General features: G+C 59.3%; 26 protein-coding genes. 17 read left to right on the top strand and 9 right to left on the bottom strand.

Annotated features, from left to right (window positions below):
• Positions 1-23: 23 nt before the first annotated feature.
• A complete protein-coding gene (locus tag AC3RLQ_RS22525; RefSeq protein WP_493030916.1) occupies positions 24-596 on the bottom strand; it encodes an NADH-quinone oxidoreductase subunit C in 573 nt (190 codons plus the stop codon).
• Positions 597-609: 13 nt separating this feature from the next.
• Entirely contained in the window at positions 610-1,146 is a 537-nt protein-coding gene (nuoB, locus tag AC3RLQ_RS22520; protein ID WP_422315863.1) for an NADH-quinone oxidoreductase subunit NuoB, read from the bottom strand.
• A 384-nt stretch (positions 1,147-1,530) separates the two neighbouring features.
• Between nuoB and dnaK the strand changes: the two genes are divergently transcribed.
• The 9 genes from dnaK to AC3RLQ_RS22475 all read left to right on the top strand — a co-directional run bounded on the left by dnaK (position 1,531) and on the right by AC3RLQ_RS22475 (position 11,277).
• Positions 1,531-3,471, top strand: a complete 1,941-nt coding sequence (dnaK, locus tag AC3RLQ_RS22515; protein WP_493030915.1) for a molecular chaperone DnaK — start codon at positions 1,531-1,533, stop codon at positions 3,469-3,471.
• Positions 3,472-3,648: 177 nt separating this feature from the next.
• A complete protein-coding gene (locus AC3RLQ_RS22510; protein WP_493030914.1) occupies positions 3,649-4,233 on the top strand; it encodes a hypothetical protein in 585 nt (194 codons plus the stop codon).
• Positions 4,230-4,841 carry a hypothetical protein gene (locus tag AC3RLQ_RS22505; RefSeq protein WP_493030913.1) on the top strand — a complete coding sequence of 204 codons (612 nt, stop codon included), beginning with the start codon at positions 4,230-4,232 and terminating at the stop codon, positions 4,839-4,841. The genes AC3RLQ_RS22510 and AC3RLQ_RS22505 overlap by 4 nt, the downstream gene beginning before the upstream one ends.
• 106 nt (positions 4,842-4,947) lie before the next feature.
• Complete coding sequence (locus AC3RLQ_RS22500) at positions 4,948-5,244, top strand: co-chaperone GroES (protein WP_422315855.1); 297 nt, start codon at positions 4,948-4,950, stop codon at positions 5,242-5,244.
• A 43-nt stretch (positions 5,245-5,287) separates the two neighbouring features.
• On the top strand, positions 5,288-6,910 hold the full coding sequence (gene groL, locus AC3RLQ_RS22495; protein WP_493030912.1) for a chaperonin GroEL: 1,623 nt from the start codon (positions 5,288-5,290) through the stop codon (positions 6,908-6,910).
• 147 nt (positions 6,911-7,057) lie between these two features.
• Complete coding sequence (locus AC3RLQ_RS22490) at positions 7,058-7,567, top strand: hypothetical protein (RefSeq protein WP_493030911.1); 510 nt, start codon at positions 7,058-7,060, stop codon at positions 7,565-7,567.
• A gap of 76 nt (positions 7,568-7,643) precedes the next feature.
• Positions 7,644-9,008 (top strand): arylsulfatase, encoded by a 1,365-nt coding sequence (locus tag AC3RLQ_RS22485; protein ID WP_493030910.1) that lies wholly within the window; start codon positions 7,644-7,646, stop codon positions 9,006-9,008.
• 192 nt (positions 9,009-9,200) lie between these two features.
• A complete protein-coding gene (locus tag AC3RLQ_RS22480) occupies positions 9,201-9,686 on the top strand; it encodes a hypothetical protein (protein ID WP_493030909.1) in 486 nt (161 codons plus the stop codon).
• A gap of 76 nt (positions 9,687-9,762) precedes the next feature.
• Positions 9,763-11,277 carry a Gfo/Idh/MocA family protein gene (locus AC3RLQ_RS22475; RefSeq protein WP_493030908.1) on the top strand — a complete coding sequence of 505 codons (1,515 nt, stop codon included), beginning with the start codon at positions 9,763-9,765 and terminating at the stop codon, positions 11,275-11,277.
• Between the two features lie 60 nt (positions 11,278-11,337).
• Here AC3RLQ_RS22475 and AC3RLQ_RS22470 read toward each other — a convergent pair whose 3' ends face one another.
• Positions 11,338-12,984, bottom strand: coding sequence for a pectate lyase family protein (locus AC3RLQ_RS22470; protein ID WP_493030907.1), 1,647 nt, complete (start codon positions 12,982-12,984; stop codon positions 11,338-11,340).
• A 318-nt stretch (positions 12,985-13,302) separates the two neighbouring features.
• Between AC3RLQ_RS22470 and AC3RLQ_RS22465 the strand changes: the two genes are divergently transcribed.
• From AC3RLQ_RS22465 to AC3RLQ_RS22450, 4 genes are all read left to right on the top strand, one after another.
• Positions 13,303-13,731, top strand: coding sequence for a peptidoglycan endopeptidase (locus AC3RLQ_RS22465; RefSeq protein ID WP_493030906.1), 429 nt, complete (start codon positions 13,303-13,305; stop codon positions 13,729-13,731).
• A gap of 75 nt (positions 13,732-13,806) precedes the next feature.
• Positions 13,807-14,028 carry a hypothetical protein gene (locus AC3RLQ_RS22460; protein WP_493030905.1) on the top strand — a complete coding sequence of 74 codons (222 nt, stop codon included), beginning with the start codon at positions 13,807-13,809 and terminating at the stop codon, positions 14,026-14,028.
• Positions 14,029-14,123: 95 nt separating this feature from the next.
• A complete protein-coding gene (locus AC3RLQ_RS22455) occupies positions 14,124-14,642 on the top strand; it encodes a hypothetical protein (protein ID WP_493030904.1) in 519 nt (172 codons plus the stop codon).
• Complete coding sequence (locus AC3RLQ_RS22450; protein WP_493030902.1) at positions 14,639-15,367, top strand: pyroglutamyl-peptidase I family protein; 729 nt, start codon at positions 14,639-14,641, stop codon at positions 15,365-15,367. The genes AC3RLQ_RS22455 and AC3RLQ_RS22450 overlap by 4 nt, the downstream gene beginning before the upstream one ends.
• A gap of 42 nt (positions 15,368-15,409) precedes the next feature.
• On the opposite strand, the gene AC3RLQ_RS22445 is transcribed toward AC3RLQ_RS22450, so the two are convergent.
• Both AC3RLQ_RS22445 and AC3RLQ_RS22440 read right to left on the bottom strand, forming a co-directional pair.
• Positions 15,410-15,796, bottom strand: a complete 387-nt coding sequence (locus AC3RLQ_RS22445) for a hypothetical protein (RefSeq protein ID WP_493030901.1) — start codon at positions 15,794-15,796, stop codon at positions 15,410-15,412.
• A 75-nt stretch (positions 15,797-15,871) separates the two neighbouring features.
• Positions 15,872-16,429 (bottom strand): TFIIB-type zinc ribbon-containing protein, encoded by a 558-nt coding sequence (locus AC3RLQ_RS22440; protein WP_493030899.1) that lies wholly within the window; start codon positions 16,427-16,429, stop codon positions 15,872-15,874.
• A 327-nt stretch (positions 16,430-16,756) separates the two neighbouring features.
• On the opposite strand from AC3RLQ_RS22440, the gene AC3RLQ_RS22435 reads away from it, so the two are divergent.
• From AC3RLQ_RS22435 to AC3RLQ_RS22425, 3 genes are all read left to right on the top strand, one after another.
• On the top strand, positions 16,757-17,458 hold the full coding sequence (locus tag AC3RLQ_RS22435) for a restriction endonuclease (RefSeq protein ID WP_493030898.1): 702 nt from the start codon (positions 16,757-16,759) through the stop codon (positions 17,456-17,458).
• Positions 17,455-18,060 (top strand): PIN domain-containing protein, encoded by a 606-nt coding sequence (locus AC3RLQ_RS22430; protein WP_493030897.1) that lies wholly within the window; start codon positions 17,455-17,457, stop codon positions 18,058-18,060. The genes AC3RLQ_RS22435 and AC3RLQ_RS22430 overlap by 4 nt, the downstream gene beginning before the upstream one ends.
• Before the next feature lie 119 nt (positions 18,061-18,179).
• A complete protein-coding gene (locus AC3RLQ_RS22425) occupies positions 18,180-18,554 on the top strand; it encodes an MGMT family protein (protein ID WP_493030896.1) in 375 nt (124 codons plus the stop codon).
• A gap of 35 nt (positions 18,555-18,589) precedes the next feature.
• Here AC3RLQ_RS22425 and AC3RLQ_RS22420 read toward each other — a convergent pair whose 3' ends face one another.
• The 3 genes from AC3RLQ_RS22420 to AC3RLQ_RS22410 form a co-directional block, all read right to left on the bottom strand.
• A complete protein-coding gene (locus AC3RLQ_RS22420) occupies positions 18,590-19,138 on the bottom strand; it encodes a hypothetical protein (RefSeq protein WP_493030895.1) in 549 nt (182 codons plus the stop codon).
• A gap of 196 nt (positions 19,139-19,334) precedes the next feature.
• Positions 19,335-19,721: a hypothetical protein gene (locus AC3RLQ_RS22415; protein ID WP_493030893.1), complete on the bottom strand. Its 387-nt coding sequence runs from the start codon at positions 19,719-19,721 to the stop codon at positions 19,335-19,337.
• Positions 19,722-19,844: 123 nt separating this feature from the next.
• Entirely contained in the window at positions 19,845-20,081 is a 237-nt protein-coding gene (locus tag AC3RLQ_RS22410; RefSeq protein ID WP_493030891.1) for a hypothetical protein, read from the bottom strand.
• Between the two features lie 148 nt (positions 20,082-20,229).
• Between AC3RLQ_RS22410 and AC3RLQ_RS22405 the strand changes: the two genes are divergently transcribed.
• Positions 20,230-21,552 (top strand): 3-keto-disaccharide hydrolase, encoded by a 1,323-nt coding sequence (locus tag AC3RLQ_RS22405; RefSeq protein ID WP_493030890.1) that lies wholly within the window; start codon positions 20,230-20,232, stop codon positions 21,550-21,552.
• Positions 21,553-21,619: 67 nt separating this feature from the next.
• Here the strand turns inward: AC3RLQ_RS22405 and AC3RLQ_RS22400 are convergent, their stop codons facing one another.
• A complete protein-coding gene (locus tag AC3RLQ_RS22400) occupies positions 21,620-22,213 on the bottom strand; it encodes a hypothetical protein (protein WP_493030888.1) in 594 nt (197 codons plus the stop codon).
• Between the last annotated feature and the right edge of the window lie 82 nt (positions 22,214-22,295).

The following is a 22,295-nucleotide window of genomic DNA, read 5'->3' as shown; positions in this document are numbered from 1 at the left end:
GCATCCGCTTGCAGGATTCCGCGTTACTCCGTGGGCCTGCGGGAGCGCGGCTCACGCGTCACCGTATCACCGGTGCCTGCACAGGTGACGAAAGGACCGTCCGCCATCGGAGCGGTCTTGGTGAAGCCGACGTCGGGCATGTCGCTGGGCTTGCCTTCGAGCGGGAAGTCTTTGCGCAGCGGGAAGAACGGATAGCCTTCCCACATGAGGATGCGGCGCATGTCGGGATGGCCGCTGAACTTGATGCCCATCATGTCGTACACCTCGCGCTCATGCCAGTTGGCAGTGGGCCAGATGTCGCTGACGGTGGGGACTTCCACGTCCTCCGCCACAGCAGCGCGCACACGCAGGTGCTGCAGATGGCCGTAGCCATAGAGCTCATACACCATCTCAAAGCGCGGCTCCTTGCCCATGTAATCAAGGCTGGAGACATCCACGAGGTAGTCGAAATTCAGTTCATCGCGGCAGTACGCGAGCAGCGGCTTGGTGTTGACGAGTTTGACGACGAGCGTGTGTTCGCCACGAAACTCCTTCGTTTCCAGCACGGCATCACCGAATTTCTGCTTCAAGGCTTCAACCATTTGGGCGGCAGTCATGGTCGTAAAAAAATTAAGCGGTGAGTTCGGCGAGGAGTTCCTTCTTCTGCTCGGTGAAGGAGTGCTCGGTTTCGATCTTGCGCTGCAGACGCATCATGCCTTCCAGCAAGGCTTCCGGGCGTGGAGGGCAGCCGGAGATGTAAACGTCCACCGGAATGAGCTGGTCGATGCCCTGAAGCACCGCGTAGCTGCGGTACATGCCGCCGCTGGAGGCGCAGGCGCCCATGGCGATGCACCACTTCGGCTCCGGCATCTGGTCCCACACGCGCTTCACGGCGAGGGCCATCTTGTAAGTCACGGTGCCGGCCACGATCATCACATCCGCCTGACGGGGGGAGAAACGCATCACTTCCGCACCGAAGCGGCTCAGGTCATAGCGACTGCAGGCAGCGGCCATCATTTCGATGGCGCAGCAGGCCAGACCCATTGGCATCGGCCACATGGAGTTCTTGCGCATCCAGTTGATGGCGGCGTCCATCTTGGTGAAGATGATATTGCCTTCGACCTTCGAGTCGTAAGCAGTAACGGTGGAATCAGCGGGAGCGACCATGGGAGTCAGAGGGATTTTGGGACCTTGAGAATTACGCCCCCTGCGCAGGGGCGGCAATCAGATTGTGAAACTTTTCACAAGCTGCAAAGCCGTCATTCCGAGAATGACTCACGCTGAAAGCATCAAGCCTGGGGTCCGATTTCAGGGACAAGCAGAAAACAGAGCCTGAGCGACGGGATCTCGCCCAATTGTGCCAAGTGCCAGCGCAAGTGTGCCACATTTTGGCACTTTGGCACAATTATTGACTCATGGATGATTGTGCCATTTCCCACTTACATCATTCACAATCAGTTCATTGTGTTTCCCAAACACCACTTGGCACGCATCTAGCCAAGTAAGAAGCACCAAAACCCTCAGTATCACTTTCCCCCCAACCCCAAAATCATGAGCAAAATCCTCGGCATTGACCTCGGCACCACCAACTCCTGCATGGCCGTCCTCGAAGGCGGCAAAGCAACGGTGCTCGAAAACAGCGAAGGCGCACGCACGACGCCTTCCATCGTCGCCTTTACCAAGAGCGGCGAACGCGTCGTCGGTCAGGCTGCCAAGCGCCAGGCCGTGACGAATCCCCGCAACACCGTCTTCTCCGTGAAGCGCCTCATGGGCCGCAAGTTCGCAGAACTCACCGAAGCTGACAAGCGCATGCCTTACAAGATCGTGGCCGCTGCCAATGGCGACGCCCACGTGCAGGTCGAAGTCGGCGGCGAAACGAAAGTTTACAGCCCCCAGGAAGTCAGCGCGATGATCCTCGCGAAGCTGAAGGCCGACGCGGAAGCCAAGCTCGGCGAAACGATCACGGAAGCCGTCATCACCGTCCCCGCTTACTTCAACGACAGCCAGCGCAACGCCACCAAGGCCGCAGGCGAAATCGCCGGCCTCAACGTGCGCCGCATCATCAATGAGCCGACCGCAGCCGCCCTGGCCTACGGCCTCGACAGCAAGTCGGACGAAAAAGTCGCCGTGTATGACCTTGGCGGTGGTACCTTCGACATCTCCGTGCTGGAAATCGGCGACGGCGTCTTCGAAGTGCTCGCCACGGACGGCGACACCCACCTCGGTGGTGACGACTGGGACAACACCCTCATCACCTGGATCGTCAACGAATTCAAAACCGACAGCGGCATCGACCTCAGCGGCCAGCCCGACGCGCTTCAGCGCATCAAGGAAGAAGCCGAGAAGGCCAAGATCGCCCTCAGCTCCAGCCAGAGCTACGATCTGAATCTCCCCTTCATCACCGCCGACGCCTCCGGGCCGAAGCACATCATGAAGACCCTCACCCGCGCCAAGATGGAGCAGCTCACGGACAACCTGTTCGAGCGCACCATCAAGCCTGTGCGTGACTGCCTTGCCGCCGCCAAGCTCGACGCCAGCAAGATCGACGAACTCGTGCTCGTGGGTGGTATGACCCGCATGCCGAAGGTCGTTGAGACCGCGAAGAAACTCGCCGGCAAAGACCCGCATCAGGGCGTGAACCCGGACGAAGTCGTCGCCATCGGCGCAGCCATCCAAGGCGGCGTGCTCAAGGGTGACGTCAAAGACGTGCTCCTCCTCGACGTGACCCCGTTGACGCTCTCCATCGAGACCGCAGGCGGCGTGGCCACTCCGATGATCCCGCGCAACACCACCATTCCGAAGAAGCACAGCCAGATCTTCTCCACCTACAGCGACAACCAGCCCGGCGTGGAAATCGTCGTCCTTCAGGGCGAGCGCCCGATGTCCCGCGACAACAAGACGCTCGGCACCTTCAAGCTCGACGGCATCCCACCAGCCCCACGCGGCGTGCCTCAGGTCGAAGTGACCTTTGACATCGACGCCAACGGCATCCTGCACGTCAGCGCCAAGGAAAAAGTCAGCGGCAAAGAGCAGAAGATCTCCATCCAGGGCAGCTCCGGCCTCAGCCAGGAAGAGATCGAAAAAGCCAAGCGCGATGCTGAAGAGCACGCCGACGAAGACATGAAGCGCAAGGAAGCCGTCGAAGTGAAGAACAAGGCGGAAGGCCTCAGCTTCGAGATCGAGAAACAGCTCAAGGAGTGGGAAAGCAAAGTCCCCGCCGACCAGCTCACCCCGATCAAGGACAAGCTGGCTTCCCTGAAGTCCGCCGTCGAATCCGGTGACACCGACAAGATGAAGGCCCAGACCGAAGAACTCGAAAAACTCTTCGCCGCCGCCTATCAAGCCGCTGCCGCCGCAGGCGCAGCCGGAGCCCCCGGTGGCATGCCCGACATGGGCGGCGCAGGCCCGGAAGCCGCTGCTTCGGAAACGAAGGCGCAGGACAAAGGCAAGGTCGTCGATGCTGACTTCGAAGTCGTGGACAAGGACAAGTAAGTTGGTTTCACCTTAACTGAACCGCCCTTTGATGTTGTCCTTGGAAACCAGAATGATTCCCGTCTTAGCGACGAGCCAGTCCGGCTCGCCGCTAAGCGGCATTTTTGTTTCACCACCGGCTAATATCTCTCGTGCCTCCGGCACGAAGACGAACTCCAACCTCACCCCTCTTTCACGATGAGTTTGGTCGCGCTCAAAGAACTATCAGCACTCGACGGAGAGGCCAAGGGCCTCCTCGCGAGGCATGATGAGCTCTTGCTGAAGATGCGCCGCACCTTTCTCAACAAGATCGTGGAGTGCTTCACCGGGCTGACCGAGGCCGAGGGCTTCCGCATCACACGCGATCCCATGGGTGCCACCGCCCGGCTCTCTGAGACGGAGCTGATGATCAGCTGCACGGACCCCTCCCACACGCTGGTGGATTCCCAGGCGAAGTATTCGGTGACCTGCTCGCTGGCCCAGAACCGCGCCTACGGCATCCTGCTGTGCCGCCAGCCGCTGGTGCAGTTCACCAATCAAAGCGCCGACACGAACGACCAGATCACGAACAAGAAGCTGGAGATCGAGTATCTGAAGTCGCTGATCGAAAACCAGGGCGGTGACCAGTGGTTCGTCATGGGCCGCTTGGAAAACACCTCCAACATGCACGGTATGACCGGCATGCTGGGCTCTCCCTATGAGTCCTTCCAAACTCTCGACCAGGCTGTGAAAACAGCCCTGCGTGAAATCTCCAACGCAGCCATCGCCCCCCGCGCCGCATGAAGACGAACACCCTTCTCATCATGACGGCACTGGCACTGGCCTCCTGCGGCAAATCGCCCGAGGCTGCCAAGACTTCTGAAACGCCCGTGGCTCCGAAGCCTGTGGCTGTTTCTGACTCGAAGATCGAGTCAGAAATCTCCAGTGCCCTGACGCCTGCAGCGACCGTTTCCCCCGCAGACAACGCTTTGAAGAGCGAAGCGGACAGCATCATCGCACAATACCCCGGCAAGACCGCCACCGAGCTGCTGAACACGCCGGAAGTGAAGGACAAGCTGGCCGTGGCGATGAAAAAACTCGGCAACGACCCCGTGCTGCTGAAGCGCGTGAACTCCACTGTGGATCTCGCCGCACAAATCAAAGGCCTCGAAGGTGCCGCGAAGCTTGACCTGGACATGAAAGGCTACGATCAGGCACGCACCTCACGCATGCTGCAGTCCGTGCTCTCCGAAGAGCCGCAGCGCATCGTGGACTTTCTCGTCAGTGAAATCGGCGAGGCAGCCCCGGATCTCAGCTATGGCGGCCTGGAGCGCGCTCCGAACGGCGTCGCCATCGTCCCCAACACAATTCCGGCGCCAACCGCTGCGGCACCGCCCACCGACCCCGAATGAATTTCCGCCCGGCCAGCCGGCACACCAACCCGTGTGACAGCAGGCCGGGCAGACAACCCGAACCAAACCAGAACCAGAAACCCTCAAAGCACAAACCAGACCAACTATGGCCACCTCCATCACACCCCTCGGACGCCGCGTCCTCGTCAAGCGTTCCATCAGCGAAGAAAAGACCGCTGGCGGCATCTTCCTCCCTGACACTGCCAAAGAAAAGCCACAGGAAGCTGAAGTGCTCGCCCTTGGCACCGGCAAGGACGACGAAGGCAAAGACGTCGCCACCCTCTTCACCGTGAAGAAGGGCGACAAGGTCCTCATCTCCAAGTACGGCGGCACAGAAGTGAAGCTCAACGGCGATGACGTCCTCATCATCAACGAAACCGACATCCTCGGCATCATCGGCTAATCCCCCCTCAAAACCCACCTCAACTCACACTACTTAAACAGTTATGGCTAAACAACTCTACTTCGACGAAGCCGCCCGTCAGGCACTCCTCCGCGGCGTCACCAAGCTGGCTCGCGCCGTCAAGGCCACTCTCGGCCCTGCAGGTCGCAACGTCATCCTTGAAAAGAAATTCGGCAGCCCAACGATCACCAAGGACGGCGTCACCGTCGCCAAGGAAATCGAGCTTCCAGATGCTTATGAAAACATGGGCGCCCAGCTCATCAAGGAAGTCTCCTCCAAGACCTCCGACATCGCGGGTGACGGCACCACGACCGCAACGGTCCTGGCTGAAGCCATCTACGCAGAAGGTCTCCGCAACGTGACCGCCGGCGCCAACCCGATCTCGCTTCAGCGCGGCATCATGAAGGCCACTGAGGCCATCGTGGCCAAGCTCAAGGAAATCTCCACCCCCGTCAAGGACAGCAAGGAAGTGGCCCAGGTCGCAACCGTGTCCGCCAACTGGGACTCCAGCATCGGCAACATCATCGCCGAAGCCATGGACAAAGTGGGCAAGGAAGGCACCATCACCGTCGAAGAAGCCAAGTCCATCGAAACGACCCTCGAAGTCGTCGAAGGCATGCAGTTCGACAAGGGCTACCTGTCCCCTTACTTCGTCACCAATCCGGAGACGATGGAGTGCAACCTTGAGAACGCCTACATCCTCATCAACGAGAAGAAGGTCAGCAATCTGAAGGACATGCTGCCTCTGCTTGAGAAGGTCGCCCGCTCCGGCAAGCCCCTCCTCATCATCGCTGAAGACGTCGAAGGTGAAGCCCTTGCCACCCTCGTGGTGAACAAGCTGCGCGGCACCCTCAACATCGTGGCTGTCAAGGCTCCTGGCTTCGGCGACCGCCGCAAAGCCATGCTCGAAGACATCGCCATCCTCACCGGCGGCCGCTGCATCACCGAAGACCTTGGCATCAAGCTTGAGAACATCGAGCTCGCTGACCTTGGCCGTGCCAAGCGCATCACCATCGGCAAGGAAAACACCGTCATCGTCGAAGGCGAAGGCGGCAGCGAAGCCATTGCAGGCCGCGTTTCCCAGATCAAGAACCAGATCTCCGAAACCACCAGCGACTACGATCGTGAGAAGCTCCAGGAGCGTCTTGCCAAGCTCGCCGGCGGTGTGGCCGTCATCAACGTCGGTGCTGCCACCGAAACTGAGATGAAGGAAAAGAAAGCCCGCGTTGAAGACGCCCTGCACGCCACCCGCGCAGCCGTCGAAGAAGGCATCGTTCCTGGGGGCGGCGTCGCCCTCATCCGTGCTCAGGCTTCCATCGGTGACCTCGGCCTCTCCGGAGACGAGAAGACTGGTGCTGAAATCGTCGCACGTGCGATCGAAGCTCCTCTCCGTCAGCTTGCTGCCAACGCAGGCATCGAAGGCGCGCTCGTCGTTGCTGAAGTCAAGAAAGGCAAAGGCAACCACGGCTACAACGTCGCCACCGGCAAGTATGAAGACCTCATCAAGGCAGGTGTCGTTGACCCAGCCAAGGTGACCCGCAGCGCTCTCCAGAACGCCGCCTCCATCTCCGGCCTCCTCCTCACCACCGAATGTCTGATCTCCGACATTCCGAAGGAAGAAGCCGCTGACGCCGGCCATGCCCACGACCACGGCGGCATGATGTAATTTTGACCGCTGCGTGACCCAACCCACGCGGCGCTTCAAAAACCCAAAACCCCCACGCGGCCCGGAAGTGATTCCGGGCCGTTATTTTTTGTACTCGTCTTGGAACAATAATTTCGTACATGTCCGCCGTCTCGCGTCCTTCTTACGATGAAAATCCACAACTCCCTCCGCCATCTCTCCGTTCTCGCCGTTGCCCTGGTGCTTTCCAGCTGCGCCACCCACACGCCGCGTGCCGTCTTCGTCAGTCCTCTCACGGCGGTCATCAGCCAGGGAGATGGCGTCACCACGCAGGTGAGCACCACGGACGCCCGCATGTCTGAAGAGGAGCGCCAGATGCTCGGAGACCGGATCACCCAGGCGGTGCAGACTCTGGCACAGCCCGGCTCGGGAACACCGGGCCGCTATGAGCTGGAGGTCAACATCACCCGTTACACCAAAGGCAGCGGCTTCGTGCGCACCGCGATGCCCGGCATGGGGCAGATGCATCTGGATGGTGTGGTGACCGTTTATCAGATGCCCAAGCGGGTGAAGGTGGGTGAGTTCATCATCAACAAAGCCTTCGCCATCGGCGGCCTCTACAGCCTGGCGGTGAACATGAACACCATTGCCAACACCTACGCGCAGGCCGTCGCAAAAACAGTGTGTCAGGTGCGTTAAGCTGTCTGTGTGGAGCGCAGGCGTCTCGCGTGCGCTTCAGCAACATTCCTGCAATGCCGGCGTTCCCATGGGGGTCATGATCCGACCCTTCGTTCTGCTCCTTGCCGCCTGCGTACTCTCCACCGCCGCCGCAGGCCAGCCCAATCTCATTTTCATTCTCAGCGATGACCTCGCGCAGGGAGATCTGGGCTGCTACGGGCAGAAGCTGATTCAGACGCCGAACCTCGACCGCATGGCGAAGGAGGGCACGCGCTACCTGCAGGCCTACAGCGGTACGAGTGTGTGCGCACCTTCGCGCTCGTCGCTGATGACCGGTCTGCACACCGGGCACTGCCCGATCCGTGCGAATCGCGAGATCGGCGCGGAAGGTCAGAAGCCGCTGCCAGCGGGCACGATCACCGTGGCGCAGATTTTGCATGATGCGGGCTATGCCACCGCCTGCCTGGGGAAGTGGGGCATGGGCATGTTCGACACCACGGGCAGCCCGCTGAAGCTCGGCTTTGACCACTTCTACGGCTACAACTGCCAGCGCCACGCGCACAGCTACTTCCCCACCTACCTCTACAACAACGACCAGCGCTTCGATTTGCCCGGCAACACCGGCAAAGGCGTGGGCAAGACCTACGCGCAGCAGCTGATCTCTGATGAAGTCGTGCGCTGGGTGCGAGAGCACAAGTCCGCCCCGTTCTTCCTCTACTACTCGATCACGCTGCCGCATGGAAACTTCGAGATCGACAGCCAGGGTCTCTATAAGGACAAACCGTGGACTGAGATGCAGAAGAACTACGCCGCCATGGTCACACGCCTGGACAGCGATGTAGGCCGCCTGCTCGACACGCTCAAAGAGTGCGGCATTGATGACAACACGCTCGTCATGACCGCGGGTGACAACGGCTCGTCCTTTGATCCCAAGTCCGAAATGGGCAGGCTCTTTGAACAAGCCTCCAACGGCCTGCGTGGCTACAAGCGCGGCCTTTACGAAGGTGCGCTGCGACAAGCCGCGCTGGCGCGCTGGCCCGGCCAGGTGCCAGCCGGACGCGTGACGGATGAACCCTGGGCGTTTTGGGATTTCCTGCCCACCGCCGCCGAACTCGCCGGCGCAAAGATTCCCGCCGAGTGCAAGACCGACGGCCTCTCGCTGGTCCCATTCCTCAAAGGCGGCCCGGCACCGCAGCGCGATCACTTTTACTGGGAACTGCACGAAGGGGCCTCTCTACAGGCGGTGCGCTTTGGTGACTGGAAAGCCGTGCGCAACGGTCCGGAGAGCTCCATCGAACTCTATGACCTCAAGGCCGATGCGGCAGAGGCGCATGACCTCGCCAAGGAAAAGCCCGATCTCGTGGCCAAAGCCGCCGCGTTGATGGAGTCCTCCCGCACCCCTGATCCCGACTGGCCGATGGTTCAGAAGCGGGCAGGGAAAGGGAAGCAGAAGAAACCCTGAGTCCTACAACGCTGCTTTTGAGCCTTTTGAAAGGAAGAGGCGAATTCCATGTGCGCTTCCCTAAAGATCCATTTACAGTGCTGCCAAACTTAAAAATTTAGAGAGCAAAAAGGGCAATATTTTGAAATTCTATAGGTTTGAGAGTGAAGAGGACTTGATTATTTATGGGAATTTTAATATGTTTGTCTTTGCATGAGCTTTCAAACATCCAACGCCACTCTGCCGCCCGGCCTGCCTGTTCGCTCAGGAGACCTTTTCGCCAATGAGCTGGCCGCGCTGGTGCAGGACATTCAGCGCACCCGGGAGTGGTTTAACCATCGGCTCGATGCGCAGCTCGCCAGCTTGAGGCAGCTCTGTGCCGCCACACATGCAGAGGAATCGAAGTGCACCCATTCGGTGGCCACTCTGTTTGAGGCACCGCAGCCCGTGACGCTGCCCTCTGCGGAACCGACTCCCTCAGCGGTATCATCACCTCCCGCAGTAGCACCGGCTCCGGCTGTGCCACCACCTCAGGCGCCCGTTAAGGCGGTTTCAACCGTGCATCAGGCGATCATCCTGCCCCCGACTTTGACGGCCACGCTCGACCCGCAGCTCGAACAAGCGACGCTGCATGAACTGAACAACGCCCTGACGCGCGCGTTTTCAGAAATCTCCGCCCGCGGCGGAATGATCAGCTGATTTTTGCCTCCGCAGAATATCAGCGAAGATTCTTTGGCAAACTCCGCCCATGAGGCAACGTACAAAAGTGCTCCTCATGAATACCATTATCACCGACCCTGCCGCTTCATCCCGGCGCGAATTTCTCAAAACCACCACGAAGACCGCCGCTGGTCTGTCCGTGCTCTCCGGCATCACGCTTCCGCATGTGCACGCTGAAGGTGCTGGCAGTGATGAAATCCGCACCGCTTTGATCGGTTGTGGTGGCCGTGGCACCGGTGCTGCGAGCAATGCCATGGGCATCCAGAAGCGCGTGACCCGCCTCGTGGCGATGGCAGACGTTTCTGAAAAGCGTCTCAAGGGCAGCTTTGAAGCGCTGAGCACCAAGCACCCTGACCGCATGTCGGTGTCCGAGGACAACAAGTTCATCGGCTTCGACGCTTACAAGCACGCCATCGACACGCTGCGCAAAGGTGACGTGGCCATCTTCACCACGCCGGTGGCCTTCCGCTGGGTGCACTTTAAATACGCCATCGAAAAGGGCGTGAACATCTTCATGGAAAAGCCGATCTGCACCGACGGCCCGACTGCCCGCCGTTTGCTGGCGCTGAATGAAGAGGCCAAGAAAAAGAACCTCAAAGTCGGCGTGGGCCTCATGTGCCGCCACTGCCGCGTCCGTGGCGAACTCTTCAACCGCATCCAGGACGGTGAGATCGGCGATCTCCTCCTCATGCGCGCCTACCGCATGCAGGGCCCTGTGGGTTCTGCCTTCACCCTGCCGCGTGATCCGAAAGTGGACCCGAGCGAACTGCAGTGGCAGATCCAGCGCTTCCACAGCTTCCTCTGGGCCAGCGGCGGCGGCTTCAGCGACTTCAACATCCACAACATTGATGAAGCCTGCTGGATGAAGAACGACTGGCCGGTGGAAGTGCAGGCCAGCGGCGGTCGCAGCGACCGTGGCGACTACATCGATCAGAACTTCGACCACTACAGCTGCGAGTACACCTTCAAAGACGGTGCGAAGCTCTTCCTTGAAGGCCGCACCGCCATCGGCACGCACAACCAGTTTGCCACCCAGGTGCATGGCACCAAGGGCAGCGCCATCGTCTCCACCGCCGGCCACTTCCCCTCCAAGGCGATGACCTTCAACAGCCAGAAGATGCAGCGCTCCAACATCATCTGGCGCGGCAAGCAGCCGGAGCCGAATCCGTATGACCTCGAGTGGCAGGACCTCATCGACGCCATCATTGCCGACAAGCCTTACAACGAAGTGGAGCGCGGCATCAAGTCCAGCGTGACCACCGCCATGGGCCGTGCCGCAGCGCACACCGGCCAGGTCGTTCGCTACGATGATTACATCAACAGCGCGTTCGAGTTCGCCCCAGGCGTGGACAAGCTCACTCTTGACGGTCCTGCACCGCTCATCGCTGACGCAAACGGCAAGTATCCTGTGCCACAGCCTGGCATCCTCAAAGACCGCGAGTACGCCATGGAGCCACAGGCCAATCCCTTCCCGCTCATCCCCGTGCCTCCTGCTCCTGCCGAGGAGCCGCTGTCTCCGCCAGAACGGCCGAAGGCCGCTGCGAAGAAGAAAGAAGCCAAGAAGGCCTGAGACTGAGCAGCACACCGTCTCCTCAACCGCTGCCCTTCACGGGGCAGCGGTTTTTTTTTGTCACTCCGTCAGTGAATGCAGGTACTCCTCCAGGTTCGTGTAGCCGTCCTGATCCGCATCCGCCTTGCCATCGGCGGGATTTTTTTGATCGAGTCCATGTGCCTGCTCCCACGCATCCGGCATACCGTCGTGATCAGCGTCGGCAGGGGCGGGGCCTCCGGCCAGCTTCGGATAGCCGCCCACCTGTGCGGGTGAATTAATCATCGAGCCCGTGCCGCTTTTCACCTCGATGACGATGCGTGCATCCACGACATCGCGTTTGGGCCGCGTGTCACCAGCACGTGCGAGCACGGCTGTGAAGGCGGTATCGGCATCCGTGGCGGTAACAGGCCAGGTGGCGAACCGCTGGGCAGCGCGATACTGCGCCGGCGCGACCTTCTGATCAAACTTGTAGCTCACGAGCGACCAGTCATCGCCGCCCTTCTGCGGATGATGGGGACCGCGATTGCCTTCGACGTAAAGCTTCGGCACGCCGCTGGAATTGACAATGATCTCAAACAAGCCGGGCTCGGTGGAGCTTCCAGGACGGAAGGAGTTGCCCACGAAATTCACGAAGGAATTGGAGTCCGTGTCAAAGACCTCGCCCGCGAGATTCCCGGGATCGTAAACGACGTTGTTGATGATGTCGTGCGTGCCGCCGCTGGAGATGAGCGGATTGCGGAAGCCGTTGTGCGCCATGAGCGTGTGATGCACCGTGACATGATCGCAACCGTCACCGATGAGCAACCCGGCGCTGTGATGGCCCTTGTGATGCCGGCTTTGATCCAGCGCCTCGCTCACGATGCACCAGCTGAAGGTGATGTCATGCGCGCCAAACCACGTGCTCACGGCCTCGTCCTCGCTCCAGCTTGCGGAGACATGATCCATCACGACATGATGCGCGCCGTCGGTGATCTTGCCATGCGTGCCCAGCAGTGTGAGCGCATCATTGTCATCGGGTTCAACGCGGCCTCCATTACCGGGCCGTACGCGCAGGTGCTGAACGAGGGCATCATGCGTGGCGATAATGAGTCCGGCGTTCTTGAGGCAGACGCCATCGCCGGGTGCTGTTTGCCCTGCGAGGGTGAAGAAAGGCTGCGTGACGATGAGCGGGCTCTCCAGCTCAAGGGTGCCGCCGACACGAAAGACGATGGTTCGCGGAGCTGGATCATTCAGCGCCTCCCTCAGGGTGCCAGGGCCGTGATCTGCCAGCGAGGTGACCTCGATCACCTTGCCACCGCGACCCGCAGGCGTGCGTGTGCCGAAGCCTTCCGCCCCAGGAAACACCGGCAGCCCATGCAGTGGTGGCAGCGCACTGGGCTGGCCGGGATTCTTCGCGGTCTTCGGAGCCGTCCATTTTTTCACCAGCGGTATGCCCGGATAGATGATGAAGCCCAGGAAGAGAAGGCTGCCGCCAAAGAAGGCCACACGTGCCAGCATCAGCGAGGAAGCCCTGTGCCGGAGCATGCGCCAGCCCAGCCAGGCGGCAGCCAGCGGACAGAGCGTCATGGTGCCAAAGACCGCATAGGGCGTCAGATGCTTGACCAGCCAGTTGAATCCGGTGGAAAGCCGCAGCACATGCAGCAGCACGAAGAGCCAGAGGAGCAGGGGAAGCGCGAGCAGCAGCCGGATGTGCCTGCTGTGCTGATCGGTGGGCGCGGTGTTCATCGCTCATGTTCAACACGCTATGAGTCACCGGGTTGCAGCATGAGGCTTTAAATCGACGCCCGATATTCGGCTCTGCTATTTGTCTTAAGAAGCTAAGATAGACCTGAGACGGATCTGAATATCTACTTAGGCGCGCAACTCAGACATTTGAATTACTGTATTTGCGTGGACAAACAAGAGGATGACGCCCCCATACCAGAATCTCTGAGTGACACGCCCGAAGCCGAATGTGTGCGGCAGCTGTTCGGGCGCAGGCGCTGGATGAAACTGGGTATGTGGGGTGCCTTGGGCACGATTGGAGGAGGTATGGGCTACTACATGGCGCCTCCTGCAATCGTGCCATTGTATTTCAATGGCGTTTATGCCTTCGCGCATGAAACCCACCCAGCGGTGGTTCATCAGCTGGTGGCCGCCGGGAATGAACTGGTGGGGAAGCCCTACAAGTGGGGCGGGGGTCACAAAGTTCTGTTTGATAACGGCTTCGACTGCTCGGGCTCCGTCTCTCACGTGCTCTACCGTGCCAAGCTGCTGGACAAACCGCTCAATTCCGTGACCTTTGCCCGGTACGCCTGGGCCGGACCTGGGAATTACGTCACGCTTTTCGTCAAACCCAAGCACCACGTTTTCTTGCAGATCTGCGGCCTCCGTTTTGACACCTCGGGCACGCTGACCGGGGAGGGACCCCGCTGGCGTGCCTCCAGCCGTTCCTACGACGGCTTTTATGCGCGTCATCCTGCCTGGCTCTGAAACAATGCCGCGCACACGCGAGATCTTCGGGGGAAGCGGGCTTGTGATCCATGCCATACGCGTGGAAGCTCGCCCATGAACACCCCTCTGTTGATGCTTAGTCTTCTCCTTGGCTCCGGCCAGATGGCCTGCCACAAAAAAGCCGCGCCCGCCCAGGCGGACATGGATGCTGAAACCCGGCAAAAAGCCATCGAAGTCAGGGCCGCCGCAGACAAAAAGACGGCCGCCATCAACGAGGCTGCTGTCCTCCAAAAGGCCGAGGCCAAAGAAGCGCCCAAAGCTGCTCCAGTGAAGTAAGGGACGCGGCCTGAAGTCACCTCATCGCGCCTGATCAAAGATAGGATTCATGCGGATTGACAGCGCCGCTGCTCTGCGGGCAGAATGCGTGCCGTATGAAGTCATCCAACCCAGCCAATTTGTTTGTCTTTCAACGCTTGCATGCCTGGGTGCTGCAAGCCGCGGCGCTGGTGCTTCTGGCATCCTGCGAAGTGCCTGCGGGCAATGGCGGGCTGGCCGGTGCCGCCACACCCAATGTCCAGGGCATCTACCAGGGCTCCTACACCTACGGCGGTGCCTATCACAAACTGGCCGGGCAGACGGTCTCCTTTGAGATCTCTATAAAGCAGGCGCGCGGCTCCAGCAATATCACCGGCGTGATCAAGGAAACCTACACCGGCTCTGGCGTTCTGAAGGATGGCTATGTCTGGTCGAACATCAGCGGCACCTGCGTGAGTGAGAGCGGCTATATCCATCTGAAATTCCGCAAAACCTACCGCCACTCCAAGGAGCCGCCGGTGCTCTATCAGGGCTCGCTCCCGCCGGGCTCTACCCTGCTCTCCGGCACCTGGTATTTGCAGGATAAGACGAGTGACAGCGGCATGTTTCAAATCAGCGGCATGCAGGTGCAATGACCGCCGCTCGTACGCTTGTCTGGCTCGCAGCCTTCACTCTCACGGGCTTTGTCCTGCGGGCGCAGACCACTGCCGATATGCAGCAGCCTGCCATCGTGGTCAGCGGCTTTGAGCCCTTTGGGGGCCGTGACCGCAATGCCTCCTGGACTCTGGCTCGAGAAATCGCCAAGGCCTTCCCTCGCGAAGTCCGCGCCCTGCAGATACCCGTCGTCTGGGGGGCACCGCTGACCGCTATCAACAACACCCAACCGCTGCCCCAAGTGTGGATCGCTTTTGGTGAAGGCACCTCGGAGTTTCAGATCGAAATCCTCGCGCACAATCAGCGTGGAATGTACCCGGACAATCAGAAGGCCAAACCTGCCACACCGGACATCGTCAGCGCTGCGGCGCCTGTGCTGAAACAGCCGGCGCAGGTGAAGGACCTTGCCGCCGCATTGACCCAGGCGGGGTTTCCCACCCACGTGTCTCAGAGCGCCGGACGTTACCTGTGCGAGGAGATGCTGTACTCACTTCTTTACGCCCAGCAGCAGCATCCTGAGGCGCTGCGCCTGGTGCTCTTCATTCATGTCCCGACCTTGCAGCAGTCTCTTCCGGTTTCTCCGGCGAAACAGGGCGCACCTGCTGCACGCAAGCAGGTGGACGCCGATCTGCTGCAGGCCTTTGGCAGGCAGCTCTTCGCCTCGCTGCGCACGCTCGGCCTGCTGGCCTCTACGCCAGGCCGCTGAATCTGCGGCGGGTCTTGGCCCAACGAGCGCCTTGATCCCGGCTTAGTGGTGATGACCACCGCCATGGCCGACATGCCCGCCACCTCCGTGGCTCATGTGACCACCGCCATGAAACACCGGCCCATGGACATGTCCGCCAAAATGGGGATGCACATAATAGTTGGGACGATAGTTGTAGCTGCGGTAGCCGTAGCTGTGACCGTAGTAAGGCCGCACATACACGGGGCTAACGGGCTGCGTCACCCACTGGTAAATGGGGTAGCCCATGGCGTCATATCCCACGATCTGGTAGACGGCGTACACCGGCATGCCATTGGTCAGGTAGCTCACGATGCGGCGCTGATTGACAAACGGAGGAGGCGCAGCATTGGCAGGCATGGCGATGCTCAACACACTGACCGCAGCAAGAAGACTGAAGAGTGTTTTCATACAATGATGAGGGGTTGTTCCAACTTATTAAACGGCCTGCGATGCGGCTTATTCAATCCCCGGTGGCAGCGCCACTCAGGCCTGCGCATTCAGGAATGCCAGGGCGGCGGAGCGCTGTGGATGCTCTTCGAGTTCCTTGCGCAGCACCTGAAGCTTCTCCAGCAGTTCCACGCCCAGCCGCTCCCGCAGCTGTGCCAAGTGCACCGCATCCAGCTCCTGCTGGCGCACGGCCTTCTGCCAGGGTGCGGTGAAGATTAAATGGATCGAATTCTGCAAGTGACCGCCGCACAGCGCCTCCCACTCGCCACCGTCCAGCCAGATACCGCCCGTGTGAGAGCGCTCCACGCGAAACGACTGCCCATGGCCCACGCGATAGCGCATCATCACCGTACCCGACTCAGGACACAGTTTGACCGCACCATCAAATTCGCTCACCGGCACGGCCTCAGCAGCCGGGCTTTCCTCGGCCACCTCCGTCGCAGGCAGCTTGCTGCGCCAGCGCCAGTAGTTCTCCGCCGGGATCCAATGCCCGCCGGTTTCAGGACAGCGAAATGCGTTCAGACCGGGTTCCAGTTCGACGCGTTCCAGACGTTTGTGATGGGCAAGAGGACTTAGCATGACGAACGCGATCATGCGCCACGCCCACTCCGTCGCCATGACATTTCCAAATCATTTATGGAAGCAGCAGGGGTGGTTCATTCATGTCTGAATGGCACACTTGAGAACATTGCAACGGCTGAACGAAACAAGCCAAAGAGCCAGATCCTGAGCAGGAAATAAAACGATGTTCATACAGCCTTTACTTGCAGAAATTTCCCAGCATGCAGATCGTACCCGATGGCACGGCGCAAGCAGACATCAAACGAGCTGATCGATCTTTTGATCAAGCTTCCACCATGGGTGATTTTAGCTCTCGGAGTGACAAGCTATGCTGGCCTGGAATGGTATCAACGCACGCACTTGGCAACCCGTGGAGAACTCCTCTTATCCATCGCCACGAGCTCCTATCCGCCTATCGCCCTCGCTTTCTTCGTGGCAGTCGCCGCAGCCAGTGCTGTTCATCGTGTGCGCAGGGGAAAACTTGTGGATCAGCAAACAGGATTGGACTCTCTGCGTCATACGCCTTGGAAGGAATTTGAGTATCTGGTGGCGGAGGCCTTTCGCAGGCAAGGGTATGTTGCCGACTACTCGCTCAACCAAGGACCGGACGGCGGCGTGGACATTGTGTTGAAGAGGGAAGGACAAACATCACTGGTGCAGTGCAAACAGTGGAAGACCGGCAGCGTAGGCGTGACCGTAGTGCGGGAGATGCTGGGCATTCTGCACGCTCGGAAGGCGCATGAGGTGTTCATCGTCACCACGGGCGGCTTCACCGCCGAAGCGCAAGCCTTTGCGAAAGGAAACCCCATCACACTGATCGACGGTGCCAAACTCTGGGCCATGGTGGCTGCGGTTCAAGCGGAACCCAGCACGGCCAAAGTGGTGCCAGCGGCAATTGCTCCAGCGACGCCCGAATGTCCCCGATGTGGTGGAGAGATGGTACGGCGCAAAGCAAAGCAAGGCCCCACACCGGGAGCTACTTTTTGGGGCTGCACACGCTACCCCAGCTGCCGGGGCACTACATCCCTGCATGAGGAACTGCCACCACAAGCGCTGGCATGATCCGGAACAACTACATCTTCGTCGATTTCGAAAGCGTGCAGAATGTCGATCTCGCGCTCATCGAGAGCAAACCCGTGAAGGTATTTCTTTTCTTCGGTGCACAACAAAACAAGGTGAGTGTGGAGCTGATGATGCAGGTGCATCGCTTTCATGACCAGTTGGAGATGATCAAGCTGGAGCAAACCGGAAAAAATGCCCTGGACTTCGTGCTGACGCACCACCTCAGTTTACAGACAAAAGCAATCCCAGACGGCTACTACCACATCGTGTCCAAAGACAAAGGCTTCGATGCCTTGGTGGCCCATCTCAGAAGCAGAAACATTCTTGCCGCACGAGAAGAGGCGTTTGCTCAAATCCCAGTTTTGGTAGATCTCCGCACGCTCACCCTGCCTGAGAAATTAGAACGGGTGAAAACACAGCTCTCCAAAATGAAACAGCAGAGCAAGGACGGGCGTCCCAAAAAACGGAAAACACTTGGCACCATGGTTCATTCAGTCTTTCGCAAACAGCTCAGTGATGAAGACGTGCAGACAGTTATAAGCGGGTTGGTGCAGAAATGCTGCCTCAAGATTGTTGAGGACAAGGTGGCCTATCAGTTCTGATCCGCCTGTTTGGCGGGGTAACACGGCCGCAGCCTGATCACTTCCCTAACTCTCCATTTATGGATGGCTCCGGATGCACCACCTCGACAAAGCATACACGCTGCGCATCCTCCTCACTCATGGCCGCCCGTGGAAAATCCGTCGCCTTCGCCCGCATTCGTGCGGAGGTGATTCGTTTGGTCACATTGATCCCGGCGGGCAAGTTCACCACCTATGGCAGCATCGCCATTCACATGAATGTGATCGCACGTCATGTGGCCACGGTGCTCAGCCATCTCACGCCGGAAGAATCCGCCGCGCTGCCCTGGCACCGCGTGGTGGCAGCCAATGCGCGCATCAGCCCAAACATGCCTCCCGAATCGTCACGCAAACAACGCCGCCTTCTCAAAGCCGAAGGCCTGCGCATCGACAAAGAAGGCTTCATTCAGGATGCCGATGATCATTTTCACAACGTGGGTGTGCGACGAGATATTCGTTGGAGCGACCCATGGTAAAACATCGTTTTACATTCATTTTCCGCCACCCGTTCTCACTTGGGATCTGTGCCTGCGGCTTGCTTTAAAAAATTCACTGGTTGCCAGATGCCTGCTGCATCCCGTTTGAACTTCGCATCCCACTCTGTGTTCACTCGAAGTCCGTAATAGGTCAGCGCCAGGGTTTGCTCGATCAGGTTTTGCTTCTCGAGGCACACCCAGCCGATGGCGAGTTCGTAATTTTCAGGACCCAGTCCGGTGCGGACACATTCCTGTTCGCAGGACTGCTGAACCAGATTGTCGAGCGCGCGCACCTCACGCAGAACTTCAACGAAAAATGCCTGCTCCTCTCGGGCAGGGGTGCCGTTGGCATCTGGCAGCGTGATGCTGATCTCGCCAAGCTCGGTCTCCAGCTCCCACTCCCAGGCACCAGAGATCGGTCGGGGCTGTTGCTGCGCGAACTGCTTCAGCAAATCACCCGGATCATAGCGGTCGCGTGCAAAGCGGACGAGCAGGTTTCCCCTTTCAGTGGCCTGGCCATGCTCCGGCGCAGCCCCCATGCCGAAGGCATGAAGCACGTGGTTGAACAGTGAGTTCCGGGTCATGGGTTCGGGGGCAGTGTCTTGGAAACGAAGCAGCTATTCATCCAAAAAAATGAAGGCAACGGGACAAGCGGCCTGAACTTTAACACGAACGCAGAGGAATTGACCGCGAATAAGACGACTCAGAGTCAAACCCGGTGCCGTTCTTGATGATTCGCGACTGTTCCTATACCGACTCTGCCAGCCTCGAAACCTGCCGTCACTTTACGCGTCGGTACTTCTCCTCAGCAAGCTTCGACCTATCCGAACCTTTCTTCACCATCGAGTCTCCAGTGATGCGGATCTGATAATCTCTGCTCACACCTTTTTTCCCATTTTCGATGAAGGTCAGCCGAAGAACGGTGTCATCAAAACACCGGTAGGTGCCAGACCTGCTGCCTTCGGTAAACGTTCCGTCAGCGCGGAACTCGGCCACGAGGTTCTTCTCGCCTTGGGCTGTGGTGAAGGTCGTGGTGCCAATGTGCGATTCAACGCACTCCCACCGCCCGATGATTTCCAGGGCGTTGTCCGCGTACCCACGGCCTGCCAGAACGAGGGCCATCAGCATGCAGAGAGCGGAAACGAAACAGGGCAGGGCGGTTTTCATGAGTGGGATGCGGCTGCATCCAGAAAGCAGCCGCGTGCTTCCACAACGTCTGTACGCGACGACCTATTAGTTGGAGTGATGGATGGGCTCCATCACTCCAAAGCTGTTTGAAACAGCGTGGCCTCACTGCCCATACACATCGATCCACTGCAGACCGCTCTTGGAACCGGGCGGCGTGAAGTAGCGGCGGCCGAGGTAGGTGCCTTTCACGTCACGCATCGAGCCACCTGCAGGGTGGCTGGCGCGAGTGAGCACTGGCTTGCCGTTGTAGGTGCCGTTTGCATCAGGCACGGAGACGCAGGAGGAGGACAGCAGCATGCTAAGACCAAGGACAATGGAGGCGGGGTTGGGGCGCTTCATAAACAGCAATCAACCTTTGTGTCGCGATGATGCAACACGTACATCGTACTGCGATATTCTTTCCTCGGTTTTGTAATGAGACGCTCCCCAGGCTCCGGGCTTGCCTTCCACCGCGCATTCCGCTTTGATTCGGCCCACACCGCTGGCCATGCACCGACCTCTCTTCCTCTCTACCCGGCTGGCTGCGATGGCCGCCGCGCTTTCCATCCCATCCGTGGCGGCACTGGCCGCCGCGCCCAACACCCTCACGCCGCAGGAGCAGGCGGCAGGTTGGAAGCTGCTGTTTGATGGCCGCAGCACGGCGGGCTGGCACACGTATGGGAAGCAATTCGTCACAGCCGGGTCGTGGAAGATCAAAGACGGCTGCCTCGTCCTGCCTGCGGGCAATGGCCGCCCGAATGGCACGGGCGGCGATCTCGTGACGAATGCGGTGTTCACGAACTTCGAGTTTGAGTTCGAGTGGCGCGTGGGCCCCGTGGGCAACAGCGGCGTGGAATACCTCTTCACCGAAGGCGAGAAGCGCACGGCCAACTTTTATCCCGGCGACACCGGCGACAGCCCGGTGGGCTTTGAATACCAGGTGCTGGATGACGCCCCGCACGCAAACAACGCAGCCAACCGGCTCGCCGCCTCCATCTACTCGCTGGTCACTCCTACAGGCAAAACGCTGCGCCCCGTGGGCGAGTTCAATCAAGGCCGCATCGTGGTGGATGGCAATCACGTGGAGCACTGGCTCAATGGCCGCAAAGTGGCCGAATGCGAGCTGGGCAGCCCCGAACTGCAGCGCATCATCGCCAGCAGCAAGTACAAGTACTACCCCGGCGTGGGCGTGAAGCGCGCCACCTCCATCGCTTTGCAGGATCACGGCGCAGAGGTGGCGTATCGCAATCTCAAGCTCCGCGTGCTGGCCACCACCTCCAGCAGTGCTCCTGCCGCAGCAGCAGCACCAACACCGTCGCCCTCCGCCCCTGCGGCAGCAGCATCACCCATGACCGCACGCAAGATCCCCATGCAGGCCGCCGACTGGCGTGTCTGGTGCTGGTCCAAAGCCGACAACCGCTGGGTGGAGCACCCGCTGGACAAGATGACCGTGCAGATCCAGGACGGCGTGCTCAGCGCCAGCAACACCACCAACAGCAACTGGCCCCGCGCCATCCTCGTCTATCGCGGCACCCTGCTGGACGGAGACTTCATCGTCTCCGCCGACTACCGCGGCCAGCTCGAATCCTTCGACCTCCAGTCCGCCGATGGTGGCAACCAGCGCCTCACCTGCCTGAACCCGCCGCAGGACAACCAATGGCACACCGTCCTCCTCGGCCGCAAGCAGGGCCAGTACGTGGCCCGCATCGAAGAAGCCCCCGCCCAAGTGCAGAACGGCAAAGCCTCCGCTGGTATGAAAGGCTACTTCTGTTTCAAGCTCCGGCCTGGGGAGACCCTGGAGGTGAGGGAGCTGGTGGTGCAGGTGAAGTAGGACCGGCCATCAAGGCTCCGAGTTAATTTACGGCCCTATGCATTAGCGACCGTCGAAAACAGCGATGTCAATCAAACGACACGTCCAAATCTACCTCGTTCGCGGTAAACCGGGCAGTGGCAGCAAATCCCACGCCTTTGACCTGTGCTGCAGGCTCCGTCATAGAAGCCACCTCCACTTGGCCTTCGGTGATTTTAAAAGTGGTGTTGCCATTCTCTGATTTGACCAGCCAGTTGTACACTTGTCCGCGTTTGAGCGTGAGTTCCTTTGTCTGGAGCTTATCTTCCAATTCAATCGACATAAAGTAGCGGCCTCTTTCTTGTGGTTTTGCCTTCACCACAAATTGACCCGTCCTGTCATTCGGCGGAATCAAGGCGATCTTGCCCAGGTGCCAAACCACTTCTCCATTAAGCCTCCCGGTATCATACTTTTTTGCTCCATGAATATGGATGCGACTGCTTTTTGTGACTTTCAGTTCATCGAATACGCCAGGGGTCTTGGGATCAATTTTCTTATTAATTGCTGTGCCACAAAACGGAAGCACTTTGATTTCAGAAGCCGTTGGCTTGGGGGTGGGCTTCGCGTTCTGTGCTTGGACGCTTGATGATAGAAGGGTCAGAACAATGGCAACAGTGGATAAGACGAAATTGACGTTTTTCATGGCGCTTGAGAGAACGATTTAAGTATGGGTTTATTGCAGCTTACGAAGATGGAGCGTCAGTTCTTCAAAATGAGCGTATCCA

The sequence above is a fragment of the Prosthecobacter sp. GW821-HT29F12 genome (assembly GCF_058803405.1).
This window is presented reverse-complemented; position numbering and strand designations above follow the sequence as displayed.